We start from the raw sequence: 21,263 nt of genomic DNA on the forward strand, positions 1-21,263 counted from the left end.
GAACTGAGAAAGCTGACGCAGCTCTGCGGCGGTAGCGACACCGAAGACCCCATGTGCCGCTAACCAACTGTTTCCACACAGCCTCGGCCCATAGCCGACGGTCAAGCCCGGCCGATGCTGCGCGGCAGCGTTCCCTGAAGCAGCCATTCGGCACTTGGCGCAGCATTTCGAGATGAGAAGCGTCAGCGCTGTGGACGAACCATACGTTCGACAAGAACGGTGACCACACTCGCACGGTGAGAGGGCAAAGCCGTTCGGAGGCACATGCCTCATGTAGAACTTTCCTGAAGCTCAACCGCGGTGAGAGGGTCGACCTGCCGACCCCAGGCGCACCGAGATGCGACGCGGTAAAGTAATCCGCATTATCGTTGCGATCTATGAGTTGTGTAATGCAGTGACTATGGCATCATCTTGTTCCTTCGGGAAAAGTGATAGAGGTTGTTTGACGTGGCGATCTTCAGTTAGCCGCTTTCTAGCGAGACGATGCAATTCACCGGAGTTGAGTTGTTAGACGGGGCAGAACCGCTTTCATCGGCAGAGAACATCCGCTCGCAACGTCGCGGCAAGATTGCTAGGGTCTGTCGGACAAGCCCCAAGTCGAGCGCCGCGTGATGAATTCAGTCCAACCCGTCAAATCGCTCGAAGCGCGCATCTATGCGTCCTATACTGGATTTTCGCCCGCCGAGCGGCGGTTGGCCGACGTCATGCTGGAACATCAGATGGATCTGGCATCCTATACGGCAGGTGAACTGGCGCGCAAGGCCGAGGTGTCCACGGCGACGGCGGCGCGGTTCATCCGTGCCTTGGGTTACAGTTCATACCCCGAAGCCAAGCGCCTGATCCGTGAAGCTGCGCATTGGGGCTCGCCGCAAGGTGGGGTGATCGATTCCGATCAGACGCAGTCGGGGCAAACCACGCTGGCGGCGATGGTCCAGTCGAACATCGACAACATCCGCGCCACCACCGATGGCATTCCGCCCACCACGCTGGAGGCGGTGTGCAACGGCCTTGTGGCGGCAGACCGGATCTGGGTCGTCGGGCTGCGCAACGGTTTCGGGCTGGCGCATCTGGCGGCGCACTACTTCGGGCTGGTCAAGACCGATGTTCGCGTCCTGCCCGCTGCGGGAACGTCGATGGCGCATGAACTTTCCAGCATGCGCGCGGGCGATGTGGTCATCGTGTTTTCGTTCCGCAGGCGGCCGCGCAAGCTGGCGCAGCTGCTCCAGGAAATCCGCGCGTCTGGCGCCTTGGCGGTGCTGATTACCGATGTCAGCGCTGCCGCCAGCGCGCAGGCGGCGGACCATGTGGTGCGCTGCCGCTGTCATTCGCCGTCGCCGTTCAATTCCTTCACCGCCGCGGCCACCGTCATCGACTATCTTGTCTGGACGGTGGCCGCGCGGCTGGGACCGCTTAGCGTCGAACGTTTCCGCCGCATCGACCGGATGGTCGAACTGATGGACGACGTTTCGACCCCCAAGCGTTAGGCGGCGACGCTGCCGTCGATCAGCGTGTCATACGGAATCGGCGCGGCGATCAGGTGGCCGTCGGCGAGGCCCTGCTGCCAGCGGGCATAGCCCTCGGGGTTGATGCGCGGGCTCGTCCACATATTGCAGCCGACATATTCGCGGGTGACACGCACCAGAACCTCGACCGGCAGACGCGGGAAGGTCCGGGCCAGAAAATCGGCGTAATCGCCGGAATCGTTCTTGCGGATCCACGACATTGCCCGGCCCAGTGCACGGCAGAAGCCAGCTTGCGCCGCAGGATCGGCCCCTTCGGTGGCGTAATAGACGCTCCAAGGAATGTCGCCGCCAGTCATCGGGAAAGCCTGCACGATGGTGTAGGGGCCATCCGCCACCAGCTTCAGCGCACCGGGATAGTCGATGACCAGATAGTCGCCCAAGCCGCCGACGAACAGTTCCGACAGCATCGCGCCGTCCAGATCCTGCACATAGTTCAGCGCCTTGGGGTCGACACCCTGTTCGCGCAGCATCATCTTCAGATACAGTCCGACGCTGGCGCCGTTGCTGCCCTTCATCAGCGCGGTTTTCCCGGCCATGCCGGACCATAAGAACTTGTCCGCCGGTTCGCGCCCGACCAGTGCCAAAGGCGCGCGATTGGCAATCTGGGCAAAGGGCACGAACCGCGTCGCACGGCCCAGATACATGGACGGCACCCAGATGCCGCCCAAAGCCGCCTCCGCGCGGCCTTGGCGCAGATCGTCAAGCACGATGTCCCACGGGCGGGGAACCGAGGCGGTGACCCGCAGCCCCTCGTCTTCGAAAAATCCCTGCTCGCCCGCGACATATTCGGGCAGATAGTTCAGGCTGTGGCCGGTGGCTGTGATATGAAAGTCTTGCATGTCGTTCCTTCAGGCGCAGCGGGACAGGGGCGAGTTGTCGCAAACCGTGACGGCCTGTCCGCTCGTCTGGTCATACCAGCGCACGTCGTCGGCGGCATAGGACAGGCCAAAGCGCGCACTGGCTTCGATCTGCGGATTGCCCTGAACGCGGACGAAGATCAGGTCTTCGCCCAGCAGCGTTTCGGACGCGGCCTTGCTGACCATGCGGCAGCCCAGCAGCGTTTCTGCGCCCAGCCTTTCGACCAGCGACACTTCGATCGGGATCAGGCCCTCGCCTTCGGGACGCAGGTTTAGGTTCTCGGGGCGGATGCCCAGCGAGGCCTGTTTCGTGGGCAGGATGCCGGGATGGGTCCATTCTGCGCCACCGTCCAGCGACAGGACCGTGCCGTGCTGGCGCACGTTCAGCAGGTTCATCGGCGGCGCACCGACGAAGCGGGCGACAAAGGTATTGGCCGGGTTAGCATAGATTTCATCCGGCGTGCCGATCTGCTGGATCTCACCCTTGTTCATCACGATGATCTTGGTGGCCATGGTCATCGCCTCGACCTGATCGTGGGTGACATAGATGAAGGTCTTTTTCACCCGCTTGTGCAGCGCCGAGATTTCGGACCGCATCTGCGTGCGCAGTTTCGCGTCAAGGTTCGACAGCGGTTCGTCCAACAGATACAGGCTGGGATCACGCACCAGCGACCGTGCCAAGGCGACGCGCTGGCGCTGGCCGCCTGACAGGTTGGCCGGGCGGCGGTCCATCATCGGCGTCAGTTCAAGCTGGCGCGCGATGTGGTCGGTGCGCTCGGCGATATCGGGGCGGCGCATCAGTTTCCAGCGCATGACCGAATTGACCACCGGGATGTGATACCATTTCTGGAACGCGTCCATGATCAACGGAAACGCGATGTTCTCGCGCACGGTCATATGCGGATAAAGCGCGTAGGATTGGAAGACGAAGGCAACGCCGCGCTGGCTGGGCGTCCATTCGTTCACCGCGGTGCCGTCAAAGCGCAGATCCCCGCCCGAAATGTCGGACAGACCCGCGATCATGCGCAGCAGGGTGGATTTTCCGCAGCCGGATGGACCAAGCAGCACAAGGAATTCGCCATCCTCGATCTGGGCCGAAAAATCGGGGATGACGGTCGAGCTGCCAAAGCTCTTGCGGATATTTCCGAGGGTAATCTGGGGCATGGGATCAACCCTTCACTGCGCCGGAGGTGATGCCTGCGACGATTTTACGTTGAATGATCAGGAAGAAGACGACGGCGGGCAGGCTGAAGATCAGGGCAGCGCCCATGACCGCCGAAAGCGGGGTCTCATATTGGCCGATGAACGACGCTAGGCCGACGCTGGCGGGCCACATCGTATTGTCCATCAGGAAGGTCGCGGCGAACAGATATTCGTTCCAGCCCGCGAAGAACGCGATGATCGCCGCGGCGGCAAGGCTGGGCGCGATGATCGGCAGGATCACCATGGTCAGCACGCCGAAGCGGGGGCAGTTGTCGACGGCAGCGGCTTCCTCGATTTCATAGGGGACGGCATCGATGGCGCCCTTGATGATGAAGGCCGCGACCGGCAGCGAAAAGCCCACATTGGCCAGCACCAATCCCCACAGGCTGTTCAGCAGGCCAAGGCTGATGAACATGGCGTAAAGCGGGACAAGGATCAGCGCCTCGGGGACGACCTGGGTCATGAACAGCAGAAAGCCGATGATGCCCTTGCCGCGAAAGCGAAAACGGCTAAGCGCATAGCCCGCAAGCGCGCCAAGCGTCAGGCTGAGCACCGTGGTTCCCAGCGCGACGATGCTGGTATTGGTCAGCCAGCGCAGCAGCGGAACCTTGGACAGTTCGGAAAGCAGGGACGGCAGGTTTTGCAGTTGCAGGCCGGCGGACTGGCCGGTGTTGTAAAGCTCGGCATTGGTGGAAAGGGCGGTGCTGGCCATCCAGTAGACGGGGAAACCGCCAAAGATCACCAGCACCACGACCAGTGCCACATGCAGAAGGCGGGGGATCATGGTCATTGCATGCTCCGTTTGGCGCGGTGGCGGTTGAACAGCGCGTGGATGGTGGCGACCGACAGTGCCAGGATCAGGCCGATCACGCCATATGCGCTGGCAAGGCCAAGATCATGGTTTTCGAAGGCCGTCTGGCGCAGCTTGACGATCAGCGTCGAGGTGCTGCCGATGGGGCCGCCGCCGGTCAGGAGATAGATGATGTCGAAACGACGGATCGACCAGACCGCGACCAGCAGCGATACTAGCTGCAAGGTTGGCATCACATGCGGCAGCGTCACAGCGCGGAAGATGTTCAGCTTGTCGGCATTGTCGATCCGCGCGGCCTCGCGCACTTCCTCGGGGACCGATTGCAGCGCGGCCAGCATAACCAGCATGACGAAGGGCGCCACCTGCCAGACCGTCACCAGCAGGACCGAGGGCAGGGCCATGTGCGTCGTCGTCAGCCACGGCACGCTGTCCAGTCCCAGCCCCGTGACGATGCGGTTCAGCACGCCCGAGCGTTCGTTGAAGATCCACAGCCAGACCAGCGACGCCGCGACGTTCGGGACAGCCCAGCCGAACAGCAGGACGGCCCGGACGATGGTGCGGCCCGGAAACGGGCGGTTCAGCGCAAGCGCCGCAATTGTCCCCAGCGCGACCCCCAGAACCACCGCCATTACCGAATAGACCACGGTGATATGCAGCGCCGAGTAGAAATCCGGGCTGGCCAGCAGGCGGTCGTAATTGTCCAGACCGATGAACTGACTGCGGCTGGGGTTGATCAGCCGCGTTTTGGTAAAGCTGAGATAGATCTGCCGGGCCAGAGGCCAGAACATGAAGACGGCCAGATACATCACGGGCGGCAGGATAAAGATGTAAGGCAGCACGGCCTTGGCCGAGAACCTGCTTTTCCTGGCCCGTTGGGGCAGGCTACGCGCCGCCCCGGTCGAGATATCGGTCATTCTGCCTGCTCCCTAGAACATGCTGTCGATCTTGCCCTGCGCCACGGCAAGGGCGTCGGCGGGGGCGGTGCCGCGGATCAGCACGTCCTCGACCGCCTGCATCACGGGACGCATGATCTGGTTGGTCTCGACCTCATGGCCGGGGATCAGCGTCGAGCGCGAGCTCTTGGCCAGATCCGCGAAGGTCTGTGCCCAAGGGTTCACAGTCGCGAATTCCTCTGTGACGGGCACGTCGGTTGCCAAGGCGTCCGGGCCGGATGCGTCACGCATCAGGGCCTGACCTTCGGGGCTGATCAGCCATTTCAGGAAGGCTGCCGCCTCTTCCGGGTGATCGCTGTTGGCGCTGATGCTGATGAACATCTGCTGGTGCGCGGCCGGATTGGGGAAGGGCAGCGGCGACGCCATGACATTGGCGCTCTGCATGGCCCCGCCGGACGCAATGTTCAGCGTCCCGCCGGAATTGTCCATGCTGAAGCCGACCTGCTTTTCCTTGAAGCGCGTGCGCTGCGTCGGCATGTCGTCACCGATCGGGATGATGCCGCTGTCATAGACTTCCTTGAAAGCCGCGATCGCGGCTGCCGCTTCGGGGGTGTTGATGGTCAACTCGCCCTCATCATCGACCCAGTGGACGCCGTAGCCATAGGCCCAGTTCTGGAAGTCCATCGACCAGCCGGAGAAGTCGTTGATCTGGTGGCGTGCGGTAAAGCCGATGGCACCGGTCTTTTCCTGCACCTGCTTGGCCGACGCGATCAGCCCTTCGACGTCAGTCGGCACGCTGGCACCGGCCTGGTCGACCAGTTCCTTGTTGTAGATCATCGCATAGACGGCGCGTTGCCACGGCACGCCCAGGGTCACGTCATCCACGATCGCGTTGTCGATGGTGTCGTTTAGCGCCACGCCTTCGGTCACATCGGCCAGATCGACCAGCATTCCGGCATCGGCCAGCGCATAGAAGACGCCTTCCTGCATGATGGCCAGGTCCGGGCCCTGGCCCGCGCCGAATTCGGTCATGATGCGGTCGGCATAGTCCTTGGACGGAATCGCCTCTTGCTCCAAGACGACATTCGGCGCGACCTTTTCATAGGCCTTGACCACCGCCCAAAGCTGTTCGCCGCGCAGCGCGTCCAGCCATTGCGAATTCGAGATGACCAGCTTCACCTTGTCCTCGGCTTGCGCTGGCAGGGCCAGTGCGACCAGTGCCGCAGAAAGCAGGAATTGCTTTTTCATGGTTTATCCCCTGTTGGTTCGTGCCTGTTTTCAAGCTTTGATGCGGTGGACGCCCAGCGGCGTGTGATGGCTTAGATTTTCGTATCCGTCATCGGTCACCAGATAGCAGTCGCCGACATTGCAGCCCGCGACTTCGGGTTCCAGCCATTGCGAATGCAGGACGAAGGTCATGCCTTCTTCAAGACGGTCGTGATTGTTCGAGGCGATGTTGTAGGGCTGGAACTTCGGCATCGACACCGAATGCCCAACATTCGGATTGTGCGGGCCACGCGTCGCCGGATAGACGTGCATCAGCTTGCGGCCCTGACGTTCCAAGTCTTCGCACACGACATGCTTGCGCGGCACCAGGCGCGGCGAGCCGTCTTCGTTGGCGTTCCAGTTGTAGGGCATGGTCCGGCTGTCGGTCGAATCCAGGTATCCGCGACGGATATAGGGCTCGAACGAGGCATTCGCGATCTCGGACACCAGCGTGCCGGGGCGGATGCGTTCTGCGGCAGCCTGCACGCCTTCGGTGCACATCGCCAGCACCTCTTCCTGCTTGTCGGTGATATCGCCCACGGCGATCATCCGCGCTATCTGCGAATTATACCCGCGATAGGTCACTGCCGAGATGTAAAGGTTGATCAGGTCGCCCGCCTGCACGACATGCCCATAGGGCTTGCCGCAATGCGTGCCAAAGCGGTTGATACCGATCTGGTAGCCGTCGCCCCATTCCCCGCCGCGCGCCATCTGCGCATGAGTGAATGCCGCATAGATTTCATGATCGGTGACGCCGGGGCGGGTGACGTGATAGGCGGCTTCGATCCCGATGCTGGCCAGTTGCGACGCCGCCCGCACCAGCGCCTGTTCGCGCTTGCTACGACGGCGCTGCATGCGTTCGATGGTTCCGTTGTCCTGTTGAAGGCGGCAACGCGGCATGCGAGTCTTCAGGCCGTCCCAGTAAGGGGTCGAGGTCGCATCGCCGAAGAGCCCGATCTGGACGCTGAAAAAGCCCGCGCCTTCCAGATGCGCGGCCACCGCCTCGACCGTGCGATCCACGCCGCGACCTGGACGGTTGTAAGTTTCACGACCCCAGGTTCCGATTTGCCAAATGTCGTCGACCAATACCGGTTCGCCGAACGGCGGCAGCAGGACCGAACTGCTGAAGAACGAGAACATGGTCAGCGGCTTGTCGTCATCGGTCGGGATGACCAGCACGCCTTCGCGCGCCCAGTCGCAGATATAGCGCAGGAAGGAATTCGAGGTGCGATACGAGCCGATTCCGTCGGCGTGGACCAGAATCACGTCATGGCCCGCGACAGTCGCTTCGCGACGGATGTGACGCAGGCGCTCGGCGAACTCTTCCTCGGGCAGGGGGTCGACAGGCTGGAATTCAAAGCTGGGCGTGAACCCGGCCAAAAGCTGTTCGGGCGAGGGTGCAAAGCCGTTCGGAGTCACATGCGTCATGTTCAACTTTCCTGAAGTTTCATGAAATGAGGCATGATGTAATTTTTATTACAAGACATTTTTGCGAAATTACCTGAGTAAAATCCCAGTAAACGCTAGAGAAATGCCCAAATCTGCGGCGCGATGTCCGGTCAATCTGAAAAATTTCGCATCCAATTCGGCAAAAATATTTCAAAGCAGGTGCCGAAAATGGTCTCCCGATGAAAGATTTGGACCGCGCATCGGTTTTTTTCCCGCAAGACCGCAGGCAGGGGCAGTTGCACAAAACTCATGCGGTGCGAAAAAGGCTCGCAACCGGGTCGAAGATCGCGATTCGGCAAGTTTGTCCCGCCGCAAGCGGCTTGCCGGATTTGTGCACTTTTTGGAAACATAGATGAGAAAGTATTGCGCTTTTGTTGATGATTTGATCGCGTCTATGGTTGATCGAATACGGTGCCCAGAACGGAAGTCGCCAGATGCAGCATGACAATCCAAACCCCATGATCCACCAGATACTGGCCCGTTCGCTGGCCGATCTTGGCGTCACGGATCTGTTCGGACTTGTGGGCGACGCCAACCTTTTCATGGTGAAGTCCTATGTCGACGGTGGACTGGGCCGCTATGTCGCGTTGACGCATGAAGCCAATGCGGTTCTAGCCGCCATAGGTTATGCGCAGGTGACGGGTAGGACCGGGGTCGCGTCGATCACGCACGGGCCTGCGCTGACCAATGTCGTCACGGCGCTGGTGGAAGGAGTGCGGGCGTGCGTACCTATGGTCGTCATGTGCGGCGATACGGCCCCCGGCGATTTGCAGCACCTGCAGGACATCGACCAGCGCGAAGTCGTAGCCTCGACCGGGGCGGGCTTCGTGGAACTGCGCGGGCCGCACACGTTGGTCGTCGATCTGGAGCGTGCCTTTCGTCTGGCCGCGCATCAGCGCCGCCCGATCGTCTTTAACATGCGCGTCGATCTGCAATGGCAGGCGGCGGCCGCGCAGCCGCGCGCAGCCCTGCCGCCCGAACTGCCCCGCGCCAGCGCGGCCAGCGACGGGCTGGCGGAAGCGGCGGGCATGCTGGCCTCGGCCCGGCGTCCGCTGATACTCGCCGGGCGCGGTGCAATGGATGCGCGCGACGCCATCGTTGCGCTGGCCCAACGAATCCAGGCGCCCCTGGCCACCACGCTGAAGGCGCAGGGGCTGTTCACGGGCGAGGCATTCAACCTTGGCATTTGCGGCGGTCTTAGCCATCCTGCCGCGACCGAGGCGATCATGAAATCCGATTGCGTGATCGCGTTTGGCGCAAGCCTCAGCAAGCATACAACCGAAAACGGCGCCTATCTGCGCGGCAAGCGGATCGTGCAGATCCTGCCCGACATCCGGGAAAACCCGCGCATGGACCGCCCTGACCTGCAATTGATCGGTGATCCGGCGCTGACGGCGCAGGCAATGATCGACCTGCTGGACATGGCGGAAATCCCCGGCTCGGGCGCGACCGATGATGACTTGCGCGCGGCTTTGCAGGCCGAGGCGCAGGAATTCGCGACGCTGCCCAGCCCGCGCCCAACCGCCGCCGGAACCGTCGACATGGTCCCTGCCCTGCGCGCACTGCATCAGGCGCTGCCTGCGGATCGGGTGCTGGTCGCCGATCTGGGCCGTTTCGTGACGACCGCGTGGCGCAACCTGCCTGTCTCCGATCCGCGCGCGCTGGTCTATACCAGCCATTTCGGGGGCATCGGCTGCGGGCTTGGGCAATTCGTCGGCGCGGCAGTGGCGGCGGGGGCGCGCAAGACGGTGCTTGTCGCGGGCGATGGCGGATTTCTTTTGTCCGGCCTGTCCGAATTGGCCGGTCTGACCCGACTGGGCGCGGATTGCGCCATCATCATCTGCAACGATGGCAGCTATGGCGCGGAACATGTGCAGCTGACGGGTCGCGGCATGGATGTCGCGATCTCGATGATCGCTCCGCCGGATTTTGCCGCTGTCGCCACCGCGATGGGGCTGCGGGCGCAGAAAGTCACCGATTCCGACAGCCTGGCGCAGGCCTGCGCACTGCTGAGCGGGCCCGGCCCGGTGCTGATCGATCTGCGACTGGATCCCGACAAAATCGAAATGTGACCAGATCCCCATCAAGGGGACAACAAACCACCAACAGGAGATAACAATATGAAGCTGTCCCGCCGTAACTTCCTGCAAGCCGGTGCCGGAGCCTCGGCCCTTGCAGCCTTTGGCCTGCCCGCATTCGCGCAGCAAAGCCCGTTTATCGTCAACATGTTCGGCGGTCGTTGGGAAAATGACTGGCGCCAGCAGGTCATGCCGAAATTCGCCGAAGAGATCGGGCGGCCTGTCGATCTGGACATCGGACTTGGCACGTCGTGGATCGCGAACTTCCGGGCCGCCGGGCCGCAGAACCCGCCCTTCGCCTCGGTCATGCTGAACGAACGCTACACAGCGATGATCCGCAACGAAGGCTATTTCGAGGTGCTGACCCCCGAAAACGTCCCGAACATGGCCGATCTGATCGAACCCGCCAAGCTGAAAGGCCACACCGGCCTGACGGGCATGCTGGCCCCGCTGATCTTGGCTTACCGCACCGATCTGGTCGATGAGCCGCCGCGCGGCTGGGCCGATCTGTGGCACGAACGCTTCCGCGGGCAGCTGGGTCTTTACAAAATCACCAATTCGGCCGGCGTGATGATGGCGCTGTGGGCTGGTGAACATTTCGGCAAGGGCCGCGACGACGTGGAAACGGCGGTGGCCAAGTTCAAGGAACTCGCGCCGTTCCCGCAGATCGGCTATTCCTCGCAGCTGACGCCGCTGATGATGCAGGGCCAGATTGCTGTTGCACCGCTGGATGTGGGCGAGGTCAAGGCGATGCAGGATCAGGGCGTGCCGGTCGATTACGTCATTCCCGAAGAAGGGATGCTGGTGTTCGACCATTCCTTCAGCGTCTTTGCCAACCACCCTGACAAGGCGCTGGGGCTGGAATATGTCAACTTTGTGCTCAGCCCGGAAATCCAGCTGTGGATGGCCGAAAACTGGCTGATCGCCCCCACCAACAAGACGGTGCAGTTGCCGCCCGAGGTGGCGAAATGGCCGCTGAGTGCCGAGCAGGTGACCAAGGCGATCCGCTTTGACTGGGATGACGCGAACGCGATCAGCGGCAAGCTGAACGACCTTTGGGAACGGACGATCTGAACCATGGCGACGGTCGAGGCAATCAAGCTGCACAAGCGTTACGGCGATTTCGTCGCGTTGGATGACGTGACGCTCAACGCGGAATCGGGACAATTGGTGACGCTGCTGGGGCCATCAGGCTGTGGCAAAAGCACGACGCTGCGCTGTCTGGCGGGGTTTCTGGACCCCGAAGGCGGGGACATCAAGCTGGATGGCGACAGCATCCTGAAGCTGCCCTCGAACCGTCGCGGTTTTGGCGTGGTGTTTCAGAACTACGCCCTGTTCCCGCACATGACTGTGGCCGAGAATATCGGCTATGGTCTGCGGCTGCGCAAATGCCCCAAGCCTGAACTGGTCAGGCGTGTGGGCGAAGCGGTTGATCTGGTCCGGCTGAACGGGCTGGAGGATCGGTTGCCACGCCAGATCTCGGGCGGACAGCAACAGCGCGTGGCCTTGGCGCGGGCGCTGGTGATGAAGCCGCGCCTGCTGCTGCTGGACGAACCGCTGGCAAACCTTGACGCGCGTCTGCGCGACGAGGTTCGCTGGCTGATCCGCGACCTGCAGCAGCAATCGGGCATCACGGCATTCTATGTCACGCACGACCAGTCCGAAGCGATGGCCATGTCCGACATGGTGGCGGTGATGAAATCGGGCCGCGTGGCGCAATTCGCCACCCCGCGCGAGATCTATCAAAAGCCCGTCGAACGCTATGTCGCGGATTTCACCGGCGAGGCGAATTTTCTTTCCTGCCAGTCGGTGAACGCGCAGGGCGCAGGCCAATATGCCATCCAAGCCGGGGGGGCGGCGCTGACGGTCGCGGGCGTCCCCGGTCTGACGGGTCGTGCCGAACTGCTGGTGCGGCCCGAAACCCTGCGCCTTGCCGCGGCGGGAGAGGTGGCGGATTTCAACGGACGCATCGTCAAGTCCGCTTTCGTCGGCGCCTCGCTGTTGTGCGAAATTGCGCTGCCTGACGGCGGTGTGCTGAAACTGACCGCGCCGCCCAATACGCCGGTCCATGTGGGCGATGCGGCAGCCGTGGTCATGGACCGCGCGCAGGCCTGGCTGATGCCCGAGGTGGCGCCATGACCGCCAAAACCCGCCTGCGGCTGCTGCTGTGCATCCCGGCCATCGCGCTGATCTTCGTGTTCATGGTCCTGCCGATCACGAACATGGTCGAGATGAGCTTTCGCACCCCCGGCACGACTGATCCTTTCGGCGACGACTACACGCTGATGCATTACACCCGCATCCTGGGCGACGGCTATTACTGGAGCGTGCTTGCCCGTTCGCTGTTGACCGCAGCCTTGGTCACGGTGCTGTGCCTGTGCGTCAGCTTTCCCATCGCCTGGCATCTGTCGCGGGCGCGTGGGTTAAAGGCGGTGCTGCTTTATGCAGCCATTGTGTCGCCGCTGATGACCGGCGTCTTGGTTCGCAACTTTGGCTGGATGATCGTGACGGCGCTGAACGGGCCGCTGAATGAAACGCTGATGGCGCTTGGCATCATCGAACGCCCGCTGCGCCTGCTGTTCACGCAGGGGCTGGTCGTGCTGGCGCTGGTGCATGTCTTCGTGCCCTTCATGGTGCTGCCGATTAACAACGCGCTGCGCAATATCCCCGAAAGCCTGGGTGAGGCGTCGGCCTCGATGGGGGCCAGCCGAATGCAGGTATTTCGTGACGTCATCCTGCCGCTTAGCTTTCCGGGCATCCAGCCGGGCATGATCCTGGTCTATGTGCTGGCGGTTGCGGCCTATGTGACGCCCGCGCTGCTCGGCGGGCAGATGGTCAGCGTGATGCCGACCCTGATTATCGGCGAACTGACCGGGACGTTCCAATGGCCCTTCGGTTCGGCGCTGGCGATCACGCTGTCGATTTCGACGGTGATCGTGGTGGTGACCTTCACCATGCTGACGTGGAAACTGATGGAAAGGGCCAAGGCATGAGTGCCGCAAGCGCAACCTTCGGAGGCCAAAGGACCATCGGCCTTGGCTTTTCCCTGCTGATCATCGCGCTTTATGTCTTTTTGCTGATGCCGCTTCTGACCATTGTCGGGGCGTCCTTCACCTCGGGCATGATGATCGAGTTTCCGCCGCAGGGCTTTTCGCTGAAGTGGTATCACGAATTCCTGTCACGCAAGGATCTGGTCGATGGTCTTTTGATGTCGCTGCGGGTAGCTGCCATCACCGCGATCGTGACGACGACCATCGCCATGATGGCGGCGTTAGCGGGGCAGGCGATGGCGGGCCGCATGGCCGGCTGGTTCCAGCTCGGCATGACGCTGCCGCTTTTGGTGCCGGAACTGCTGACTGCGGTAGGACTGCTGTTCTTTCTCTACAAGATCGGGCTGGGTAAGACCGTGCTGGGGCTGCAATTCGGCCATATCCTGATGGCATTCCCTTATGCCTATGTCTCGATCACGGCGGCGCTGCGACAGGTCCCTTCCTCGCTTGAAGAGGCGTCCTCCAGCATGGGGGCGTCCAGCTGGCAGACCTTCCGGCTGGTGATCTTGCCATTGGTGATGCCGGGCGTGGCGATGGGCGCAATCTTTGCCTTCATCAACAGCTTCGATCTTTACACCATCTCGCTGCTGCTCAAGCCGATCGGGGGCAATACCCTGCCGCTCGCGCTGTTCGACTTCCTGACCTATGAATTCAAGCCCACGGCGGCGGCGGCGGCCACGCTGTCGATCCTGCTGTCGCTTTGCGGCGTGGTGCTGGTGCAGCGCCTGGTTGGCCTGCAACGGGCGTTCTGACCGGACGCCCCAACCGAACACAAAGGAAACCAGATGACGGACGATTTGGCCGAACGGCCCCGGCTGCTTTATCAGCTTGTCAGCCCGCTGCACCGCACCGCTGGTCCGGCCGAGGTGGCGCGGCGTCAGGCCATGCTTTCGGCTTGGGCGCCGGGCTGCGACATCCGCATCAACGCGCCAGAAGACGGCCCCCGCGCGGTGGAAACGGCCCTGGATATCGCAATGGTCGTGCCGCATCTGGCCGATGCCGCAAGGGGCTGGCGCGCGGCGGGGCATCAGGCGGTGGTGATCGGCTGCTTCAGCGATCCCGGGGGCGAGGCGCTGGCCGAAATCTCGGGCCTGCCGGTCATCGGGCCGGGCGAGGCGGGGATTATGGCCGCAATGCAACTGGGCGAGCGGTTTTCGGTCCTGTCCTCGGACCCGACGCCGCCGGGGCTGCGCCGCCGCATCCGCGGCATCGGGGCCGAGCCGATGTTTTTGTCCGAGGTCCGGGTCGGCGGCTCGGTCGCGGCACTTGTCGCCGATCCCGACCGGCATCTGCCCGCCATCGTCGATCAGGCTCGCGCCTGCGTCGATGCGGGGGCGCAGGTTCTGGTGCTGGGCTGTTTCGCCATGTCCTTCGCGCCCGGCCTGACGCAGCGACTGGCGCAGGCGGTGGGTGTGCCGGTGGTGAACCCGGTCATCGCCGGGCTGCGCGCAGCGGAAACCGCACTTCTGTTCGGCGCAGGCGCGCGCCGCCAACATCCATGAGGACATGATGACCACGACACCCGATCCCGGCTATGCCGACCTGCTGCAATCCGCCGGCTTCCAGCCCAGCAGGCGTGTGCCGATCCCCGATCTGCGCTGGCCTGAAGGGGTCAGATGCGTGGTGAATTTCACGCTGGATTTTGACGCCATGCTGTTGCGGCGGTTGCTGAACGAACCCTGGGGGCAGCGCGCCAAGGGTGAATTCTGCGGCCGCGTGGGCATCTGGCGCATCCTGGACATGTTCGACGAACAGGGCGTCAAGGTCACCGTCTTCACCCCCGGACGCATCTGCGAGCTTTATCCCAAGGCGCTGCACCGGGCCGTCGCCGCCGGGCATGAACTGGCCGATCACATGTGGGAACATGACGTGGCCTCCGATCCCGCAATCGAGGCAGCGCATCTGTCGCGCACCGTCGCTGCACTGACCGAAATCGCGGGCCAGCCGGTCATCGGCACGCGGTCCAGCCACAGCCAGTCGCTGCTGCGGCAAAACGGCGTGCTTTACAACTCGTTCACCTCGGCCAGCCGATTGCCGCTTTATGAATATGACGAACAGGGCGAAAACCCGATCCTGCAACTGCCGTTCCACTATGCGCTGGATGACGCGATGTTCTTCAGCTTCGGCTGGCTGGCGACGCCCAATCAGGCCCAGCGGATCATGGATGTCGATGAGGTGTTCGACATCTGGTGGCAGGCCTTCGAACAGGAATACCAGCGCGGCGGCTATGTAAACTTCCTGCTGCATCCCTTTGTGTCCGGCCATGCCATGCGCGTCGATATGCTGGAACGGCTGATCCAGCGCATGAAGACGCTGCCGGGCGTCTGGTTCCCGACCTGCGCCGATGTGGCCCGCCACATCCTGACCCAACACCCGCTGAACAAGATCGAGGGCTAGGCCATGCCTTGGAAGGACAATTACACCACCAGCGACGAAACCGGCATCCGCGATGGCGATGTGCGCTGGCCGGATGGGCAGCAGATGGCGCTGGGACTGACCGTGAACCTGAACCCCGCCGCATCCGGCAAAGGCATCACGGCCAAGGATCTGGCCTATCCGACCTGGCATTTTGGCATGCACGAAGGGATGGATGCGTTTCTGGCGCTGTTCGCGCGCCTTGGCATCCGCGCGACCTTTGCCGTGCCCGCGCTGGTGGCCGACGCCTTTGCCCCGCGCATGCGCCAGATCATCGACGCAGGCCATGAAATCGCCGCGCAAGGCCTGATCGGCGAGGATCCGACGCTGTATCCCGACGAAGCCGCCCGGATCGCGGCCGCCACCGAAACGCTGACCCGCGTCACCGGGACCGCGCCGCAGGGCTGGTTCGCACTGTCGCGACCCGATGACGCCTTCGCCACCGGCACGATCAGCGACGACACGATCCGGCTGCTCCGCGATGCGGGTTATGCCTACTACGGCAACGGACTGGCGGATGATGCACCTTATTGGTGGGTGACGGATGTGGCGCGCGCCGAAAGCCTGCTGGCGCTGCCCTATTACTATCACTTTGACGACACATTCTTCCTGATGTTCCCGCGCGAAGGCACAGGGCTGGAGCGTCCCGACGCGCTGTTACGCAACTGGCGGGCGCAGTTCCGGGCACAATATCGGCGCGGGCGGTATTTCAATCTCTGCGTCTCTCCGGCGCGGTCGGGTTGGGCGCATCGGCTGGACAATCTTGCGATGTTCCTGACCAAGGCCATGACCCATCCCGGCGTCTGGGCCGCGACGGGGTCGCAGATCGCGGCGCATTGGCAGGGCGCATATCCCGCATCCAGCCAGCTGCAGCTGGAACCTTCGATCTGGCGTGACTACGCCGACAGCCTGAGCTGACGCCATGACAGGATTTGACAGCGAAGACCTGTTGGCTGGCATGATGCGCTGGGTCGAAATCGACACGCCGACCGGCGACGTGGCGGGCATCGCCCGGCTGATCGACCTGATCGAGTCCGATCTGCGCCCGCTTGGTCCCCGGATCGAACGCGTGCCGGGCCGCGACGGCATGGGCGACCACCTGATCGCCCATTTCGCCGGTGGGCGGGGGCCTGGGGTGCTGGTTACCAGCCATATCGACACCGTATGCCCACCCGGCGCGGTCGGGATCAGGCGCGATGGCGACCGCCAATATGGCCCCGGCATCGCCGATATGAAGGGCGGTGGTTTCCTGGCGCTGGCCGCCATGGCCAGCATCATCCGCACAGGCGAAACACTGCCCGGACCGGTCACGATGATCTGGAACAGCGATGAGGAGATTGGCTCTCCGACCTCGTCGCGGCTGATTGCGGATCACGCGCGCCGGCATGGCGCCGCGTTGATCCCCGAACCCGCCCGCGGGGATGAAGCGATCACCTTTCGCAAGGGCCGCGCAAAATACCATCTGGATTTCACCGGACGCGAGGCGCATGCCGGATCGGCCTTTCAAGACGGTCGCAGCGCGATCTCCGAACTGGCGCGTGCGGTGCTGGCGCTGGACGCGATGACCAGTCTGGACCGGGGCACGACCGTAAATGTGGGGCGCATCGCAGGTGGGACCGAACCGAACGTCGTCGCGGGCCGCGCCAGTTGCGACATTGACCTGCGCTTTGCCGATGATGCCGAAGGCCAGCGGGTCGAGACGGCAATCCTTGGCCTGCGCCCCCACGACCCGGCCCTGCGGATCACCGCATCGGGCGAGATCGAAAAGCCCTGCCTTGCCCGCAGCCCCGCGACGCTGGCGATGTTTCGCACGGCGCAGCAGATCAACGCAGGCTTCGGCGTGCCGATGGTCGAAACCCGTTCGGGTGGGGGCAGCGATGGCAATTTCACCTCGGCCGCCGGGGTTCCGACGCTGGACGGGCTGGGCGCCATTGGCAACGATTGGCATTCGCCGAATGAACATGTGCTGATCATGCCTTTGGCCCGCCGCGCCGCACTTTTGCGCGGATTGATCCTGCATTTCGCGGGCCGCGCGCCCAATCAGGAGGAATGAATGACCGACCTTGCCGCCTTTGGCGCGACCCGCTCTGACATCAAGGCGCGCCACGCGCTGCTGACGCCGGAAAGCCATGAATGGATCACCCAGCCCGACTGGCCGGGTGCGGAGATGGCATGGCTGATCTCACCGGATCTGGGGGCCGGTCTGGCGATGGGGCTGGTGCGCTGCCCCGATGCCTGCGACGCTGCCCCTGCGTCGGACGGCATCGCGCGCTTCGTCTTTTGCCTTGAGGGGGCGCTGCATCTGACCGACGGCACGGTGCTGGAACCCGAGGGTTTCGCGTTCCAGCCGGCCGGCACAGGGTCGGGCTTGCATCTGCCCGCAGGCGCGCGGGCCGTGGTCTTTGAATGGCGTTTCATGGCGCGTGGGTCGCTGCCTGATGCGCTGTCCGGTCGGGTTCAGGACATTGCGGGCCGCGCCTTGCGGGGCGATGATCGCCTGATCGTGCAGAAGATGCTGCCCGAGGATGTGCGCTTCGATTTCGAATTCAACATCATGAGCTTTGACCCCGGCGCGTCCCTGGCCTATGTCGAGACGCATTTCATGGAACACGGGCTGCTGATGCTGGATGGCGGAGGGGTGTATCGGCTGGACCGCGACTGGTATCCGGTGACGGCGGGCGATGCGATCTGGATGGGGCCGCATGTGCCGCAATGGTTCGGGGCCCTGGGGCGCGGGCCGTCGCGCTATTTGATCTGCAAGAACTACAACCGCTCGCCCATGTCGCCGCGTTGAACCGCGCCGCCGCCATATTGCGCAAACAGCGCCTTGATGGACGCCGCAAAGGCGATGGACGAATGCGTGGGCGTGCGTCCCGCCGCACGACAGCAAGACAGCGGCTTATGCGCAAAACCGGGGCTGTCCACGGCGATGAAGGCAAGTTGTTCGCGCTTGTTTTGCAGGAAACGCCCGATCACCATGCTGACGCCCAGACCTTCCTGCACCATCTGGCGCAGCAGGGTAAAGGAATTGGTGTGCATGATCGCTCGCACGTCGATGCCCGCCCGGACCAGCGCGTCCTGCAGCATCTGGTGCAACGACAGGGAACTGTCGGGAAAGATGAACTTTTCGTCCGCGATCTCGTGCAGTCCGACCTTGCGCCGCCGTGCCAGCGGATGATCCAGCGCGGTGATCAGGTAGGTGTTGCGATGCAGCACTGCCAGCACGTCAAGATCGGGCGAGGATGGGAAATTGTAGCCCAGCCCGATATCGACATCGCCTTCATGCAGGCGCTTCATGATGGCGGGTGTGTTTTCGACGAAGATCGTATATTGCAGATGCGGGAAATTGCGGTGCAGGTCGCGCAATATGCCGGGCAGGATGTCCGAGGCGATGACCTCATTTACGCCCAGCCGCAGATGGCCGCGTTGCAGGCCCTTCAATTCGTTCATCTCCTCGCGCGCGACGGTCAGTTCGTTCATCACCGACGCACAGCGATACAGCAGGATCTGCCCCGCCTCGGTCAGCTCCAGCCCGGCGCGGCCTCGGTCGCGCAGGAACAGCTCGACCCCCAGATGCTCCTCAAGGTTGCGGATCTGCTTGCTGACGGCAGAGGGCGCGACGCTAAGACGCTCGGCTGCGGCGCGAAAGGATTTCTGCTGTGCGACTTCCACGAAATGGCGCAGGCCGGACATTCGGGTCAGAACCGAGCTTGCGACCATGAAACGCCTTTCTTCGCGGATAATGTCATGAATCCGAACATCATAAACCGGGAAGACCGCAGTGCAAGCTGACAAGATGACGATGGCGATCGACGCGCTGACAACGCTGCTGGGCGCGGCGGGGCTGATAACCAATCCAGCCGATCTGTCGCGCTACGCGGCGGACGCGTCGGTGCAGGGGCCTGATATGCCGCTTGCGGTCCTGCGCCCCAAGACCACCGACGAGGCCTCGAAGGCCGTCGCCATCTGCGCCCAGGCGGGCATCCCGATGGTGCCGCAGGGTGGCCGCACCGGGCTGTCGGGCGGGGCCGTTCCGCCCGCAGGTGCGGTCGTGATCTCGACCGAACGCATGAGCGGCGTGATCGCGGTCAACACGCAGGCGATGACGCTGACGGCATGGGCGGGAACGCCTCTGCAGGTCGTGCAAGAGGCGGCGCGGGCGCAGGGCTTGGACTATCCTGTCGATATTGGCGCGCGGGGCAGCGCGACGATCGGCGGCACGGTCGCCACCAATGCGGGAGGCATCCGTGTGCTGCGCCACGGCATGACACGACGGCATGTGCTTGGGCTGGAAATCGTGCTTCCGGACGGCGCCGTGCTGTCGCGCATGCGTGGGTTGGTCAAGGACAATGCTGGCTACGACCTGTGCCAACCCTTCATCGGCTCCGAAGGCACGCTGGGCCTGATCACGCAGGTCATGGTGCAGCTTTGCCCCGATGAGCCGTTTTCCGCGCTGGCGCTGCTTTCCCTGCGCGATCACGCGGCGGCACTGGACTGTCTGGTCGCGGCGCGGTCGCGGTTCGGCGACAGGCTAAGCGCGTTCGAGGGAATGTGGCCCGATTATCTGGATGCCGTCTGCACGACATGGAGCCTCGTTCCCGCACCCTTTGCAACGCCCGGTTTCGCCGTGTTGCTGGAGCTGCGCGCGCGCGCGGATGCTCAGCTTGACGGATTCCAGGATTGGCTGGGGGAACTGATGGAGGCCGGTTTGGTCGATGACGGCATCGTTGCGCGGTCGCATGACGAAGAGCGCCGGCTCTGGGCGTTGCGCGAAGCTGTCGGAGAGGTGGATGCGCAGCTTGGCCCACATATCAGCTTTGATCTGTCGGTCGCAGTCGATCAGCTTGGGCAATTCTGCCACGCATGTGACCGGAAACTGCGCGGGGTGCAAGCCGCCGGACAGGTCATCAAGGTCGGCCATCTGGGGGACGGAAACGTGCATATCCTTGTCGCGCATGACGGGAGCGATGCATCCGTGACGGCCATATCTCGGTCGGTCTATTGCGTCCTGCGTGAATACAACGGCAGCGTGACCGCAGAACATGGCGTCGGTCGCAGCAAGCGGGATTGGTTGACCGCCTGTCGCGACCCGGTCGAGATGATCGCATTGCGACGGCAAAAGCAAATTTGGGACCCTAAATCGCTGATGAATCCCCACAGCATTCTGGACTTGCGTGCTTCTAATACAGCGACGCTCATTAGGCAGCCGCACCGGTCCGCCTAGATTCTAGGAAACTTCGGCCAAACCGGCCTTAAGATGGTCCCACATCAAAAAACGAGATTATGTCCTGCCCACCGACCCAAAAGGCGAGGCCCGGCCCATTTGCGCCGTTTTGAACCACGTCGAAATGTTACCTGCCGGCCATAGCTGCCGTTCGTGGGCCGCCAATTCTGTAGGACAGCCTCCCCGAACCGGCCGTTCGACGGCGGTGCGGCGTGAAGCAGTCTGCTAAAGCCGCGGATGGCTAGCAGTGCTCTTGTCAGGTCTCGTCCGACACCGTCATCAGCAAACGGACGAGAGCCGTATTGATGGAATAGTTGTTCTCCCGGCTTGGTGTTTTTCGACGAACCCGGTCTTTGAAAGCGTGTCGGGATATCGGGCGGCCGTCTGACGCGTGACGGCGAGTCCGCTCTGGACGTAGTCGATCCGTCTGTAGGGTGCCGAAATAGGTTGTTCAGCAAGTCCTGACTGTAAAATTTGGGCAGCTTCGACCGGAG

Annotated in this window: 20 protein-coding genes; 12 read left to right on the forward strand and 8 right to left on the reverse strand. The window is 63.0% G+C overall.

Going from position 1 to position 21,263, the window contains the following annotated elements; genetic code table 11:
• Positions 1-611: 611 nt before the first annotated feature.
• On the forward strand, positions 612-1,484 hold the full coding sequence (locus tag FN835_RS19015) for a MurR/RpiR family transcriptional regulator (RefSeq protein WP_142664845.1): 873 nt from the start codon (positions 612-614) through the stop codon (positions 1,482-1,484).
• Here FN835_RS19015 and FN835_RS19020 read toward each other — a convergent pair.
• Genes FN835_RS19020 through FN835_RS19045 form a run of 6 tightly spaced genes read right to left on the reverse strand, consistent with a single transcriptional unit; the run spans position 1,481 to position 7,981 of the window.
• Positions 1,481-2,362 carry an ABC transporter substrate-binding protein gene (locus tag FN835_RS19020; protein WP_142664822.1) on the reverse strand — a complete coding sequence of 294 codons (882 nt, stop codon included), beginning with the start codon at positions 2,360-2,362 and terminating at the stop codon, positions 1,481-1,483. The genes FN835_RS19015 and FN835_RS19020 overlap by 4 nt on opposite strands.
• 9 nt (positions 2,363-2,371) lie before the next feature.
• The gene (locus FN835_RS19025) at positions 2,372-3,544 is read right to left on the reverse strand and encodes an ABC transporter ATP-binding protein (RefSeq protein WP_142664823.1); all 1,173 of its coding nucleotides are present in this window, start codon (positions 3,542-3,544) and stop codon (positions 2,372-2,374) included.
• Between the two features lie 4 nt (positions 3,545-3,548).
• Complete coding sequence (locus tag FN835_RS19030; protein WP_142664824.1) at positions 3,549-4,373, reverse strand: carbohydrate ABC transporter permease; 825 nt, start codon at positions 4,371-4,373, stop codon at positions 3,549-3,551.
• Positions 4,370-5,308 carry a carbohydrate ABC transporter permease gene (locus tag FN835_RS19035; RefSeq protein ID WP_142664825.1) on the reverse strand — a complete coding sequence of 313 codons (939 nt, stop codon included), beginning with the start codon at positions 5,306-5,308 and terminating at the stop codon, positions 4,370-4,372. The genes FN835_RS19030 and FN835_RS19035 overlap by 4 nt, the downstream gene beginning before the upstream one ends.
• A 12-nt stretch (positions 5,309-5,320) precedes the next feature.
• On the reverse strand, positions 5,321-6,535 hold the full coding sequence (locus FN835_RS19040; RefSeq protein ID WP_142664826.1) for an ABC transporter substrate-binding protein: 1,215 nt from the start codon (positions 6,533-6,535) through the stop codon (positions 5,321-5,323).
• Positions 6,536-6,565: 30 nt separating this feature from the next.
• A complete protein-coding gene (locus FN835_RS19045) occupies positions 6,566-7,981 on the reverse strand; it encodes a M24 family metallopeptidase (protein WP_142664827.1) in 1,416 nt (471 codons plus the stop codon).
• Positions 7,982-8,436: 455 nt separating this feature from the next.
• Between FN835_RS19045 and FN835_RS19050 the strand changes: the two genes are divergently transcribed.
• Genes FN835_RS19050 through allE form a run of 10 tightly spaced genes read left to right on the forward strand, consistent with a single transcriptional unit; the run spans position 8,437 to position 18,339 of the window.
• Positions 8,437-10,074 carry a thiamine pyrophosphate-binding protein gene (locus FN835_RS19050; protein WP_142664828.1) on the forward strand — a complete coding sequence of 546 codons (1,638 nt, stop codon included), beginning with the start codon at positions 8,437-8,439 and terminating at the stop codon, positions 10,072-10,074.
• Positions 10,075-10,122: 48 nt separating this feature from the next.
• Positions 10,123-11,154, forward strand: a complete 1,032-nt coding sequence (locus FN835_RS19055; RefSeq protein WP_142664846.1) for an extracellular solute-binding protein — start codon at positions 10,123-10,125, stop codon at positions 11,152-11,154.
• A 3-nt stretch (positions 11,155-11,157) separates the two neighbouring features.
• Entirely contained in the window at positions 11,158-12,219 is a 1,062-nt protein-coding gene (locus FN835_RS19060; protein ID WP_142664829.1) for an ABC transporter ATP-binding protein, read from the forward strand.
• Complete coding sequence (locus FN835_RS19065; protein ID WP_142664830.1) at positions 12,216-13,073, forward strand: ABC transporter permease; 858 nt, start codon at positions 12,216-12,218, stop codon at positions 13,071-13,073. Before FN835_RS19060 ends, FN835_RS19065 begins: the two co-directional genes overlap by 4 nt.
• Positions 13,070-13,882 (forward strand): ABC transporter permease, encoded by an 813-nt coding sequence (locus FN835_RS19070; RefSeq protein WP_142664831.1) that lies wholly within the window; start codon positions 13,070-13,072, stop codon positions 13,880-13,882. Before FN835_RS19065 ends, FN835_RS19070 begins: the two co-directional genes overlap by 4 nt.
• 33 nt (positions 13,883-13,915) lie before the next feature.
• On the forward strand, positions 13,916-14,632 hold the full coding sequence (locus FN835_RS19075; RefSeq protein WP_142664832.1) for an aspartate/glutamate racemase family protein: 717 nt from the start codon (positions 13,916-13,918) through the stop codon (positions 14,630-14,632).
• 7 nt (positions 14,633-14,639) lie between these two features.
• The gene (locus FN835_RS19080; RefSeq protein WP_246098813.1) at positions 14,640-15,527 is read left to right on the forward strand and encodes a polysaccharide deacetylase family protein; all 888 of its coding nucleotides are present in this window, start codon (positions 14,640-14,642) and stop codon (positions 15,525-15,527) included.
• Positions 15,528-15,530: 3 nt separating this feature from the next.
• Entirely contained in the window at positions 15,531-16,463 is a 933-nt protein-coding gene (locus FN835_RS19085) for a polysaccharide deacetylase family protein (RefSeq protein ID WP_142664834.1), read from the forward strand.
• Between the two features lie 4 nt (positions 16,464-16,467).
• Positions 16,468-17,598: a M20 family metallopeptidase gene (locus tag FN835_RS19090; protein ID WP_142664835.1), complete on the forward strand. Its 1,131-nt coding sequence runs from the start codon at positions 16,468-16,470 to the stop codon at positions 17,596-17,598.
• Positions 17,599-18,339, forward strand: a complete 741-nt coding sequence (gene allE, locus FN835_RS19095; RefSeq protein ID WP_142664836.1) for a (S)-ureidoglycine aminohydrolase — start codon at positions 17,599-17,601, stop codon at positions 18,337-18,339. It begins immediately after the preceding gene.
• Here the strand turns inward: allE and FN835_RS19100 are convergent.
• Complete coding sequence (locus FN835_RS19100) at positions 18,309-19,265, reverse strand: LysR family transcriptional regulator (protein WP_142664837.1); 957 nt, start codon at positions 19,263-19,265, stop codon at positions 18,309-18,311. The genes allE and FN835_RS19100 overlap by 31 nt on opposite strands.
• Before the next feature lie 76 nt (positions 19,266-19,341).
• Between FN835_RS19100 and FN835_RS19105 the strand changes: the two genes are divergently transcribed.
• Positions 19,342-20,769, forward strand: coding sequence for an FAD-binding oxidoreductase (locus FN835_RS19105; protein ID WP_142664838.1), 1,428 nt, complete (start codon positions 19,342-19,344; stop codon positions 20,767-20,769).
• Between the two features lie 279 nt (positions 20,770-21,048).
• Here FN835_RS19105 and FN835_RS21905 read toward each other — a convergent pair whose 3' ends face one another.
• Entirely contained in the window at positions 21,049-21,243 is a 195-nt protein-coding gene (locus FN835_RS21905; RefSeq protein WP_425467489.1) for a hypothetical protein, read from the reverse strand.
• Positions 21,244-21,263 lie beyond the last annotated feature (20 nt).

This window comes from Paracoccus laeviglucosivorans (genome assembly GCF_900182695.1).
GTDB lineage: Bacteria > Pseudomonadota > Alphaproteobacteria > Rhodobacterales > Rhodobacteraceae > Paracoccus > Paracoccus laeviglucosivorans.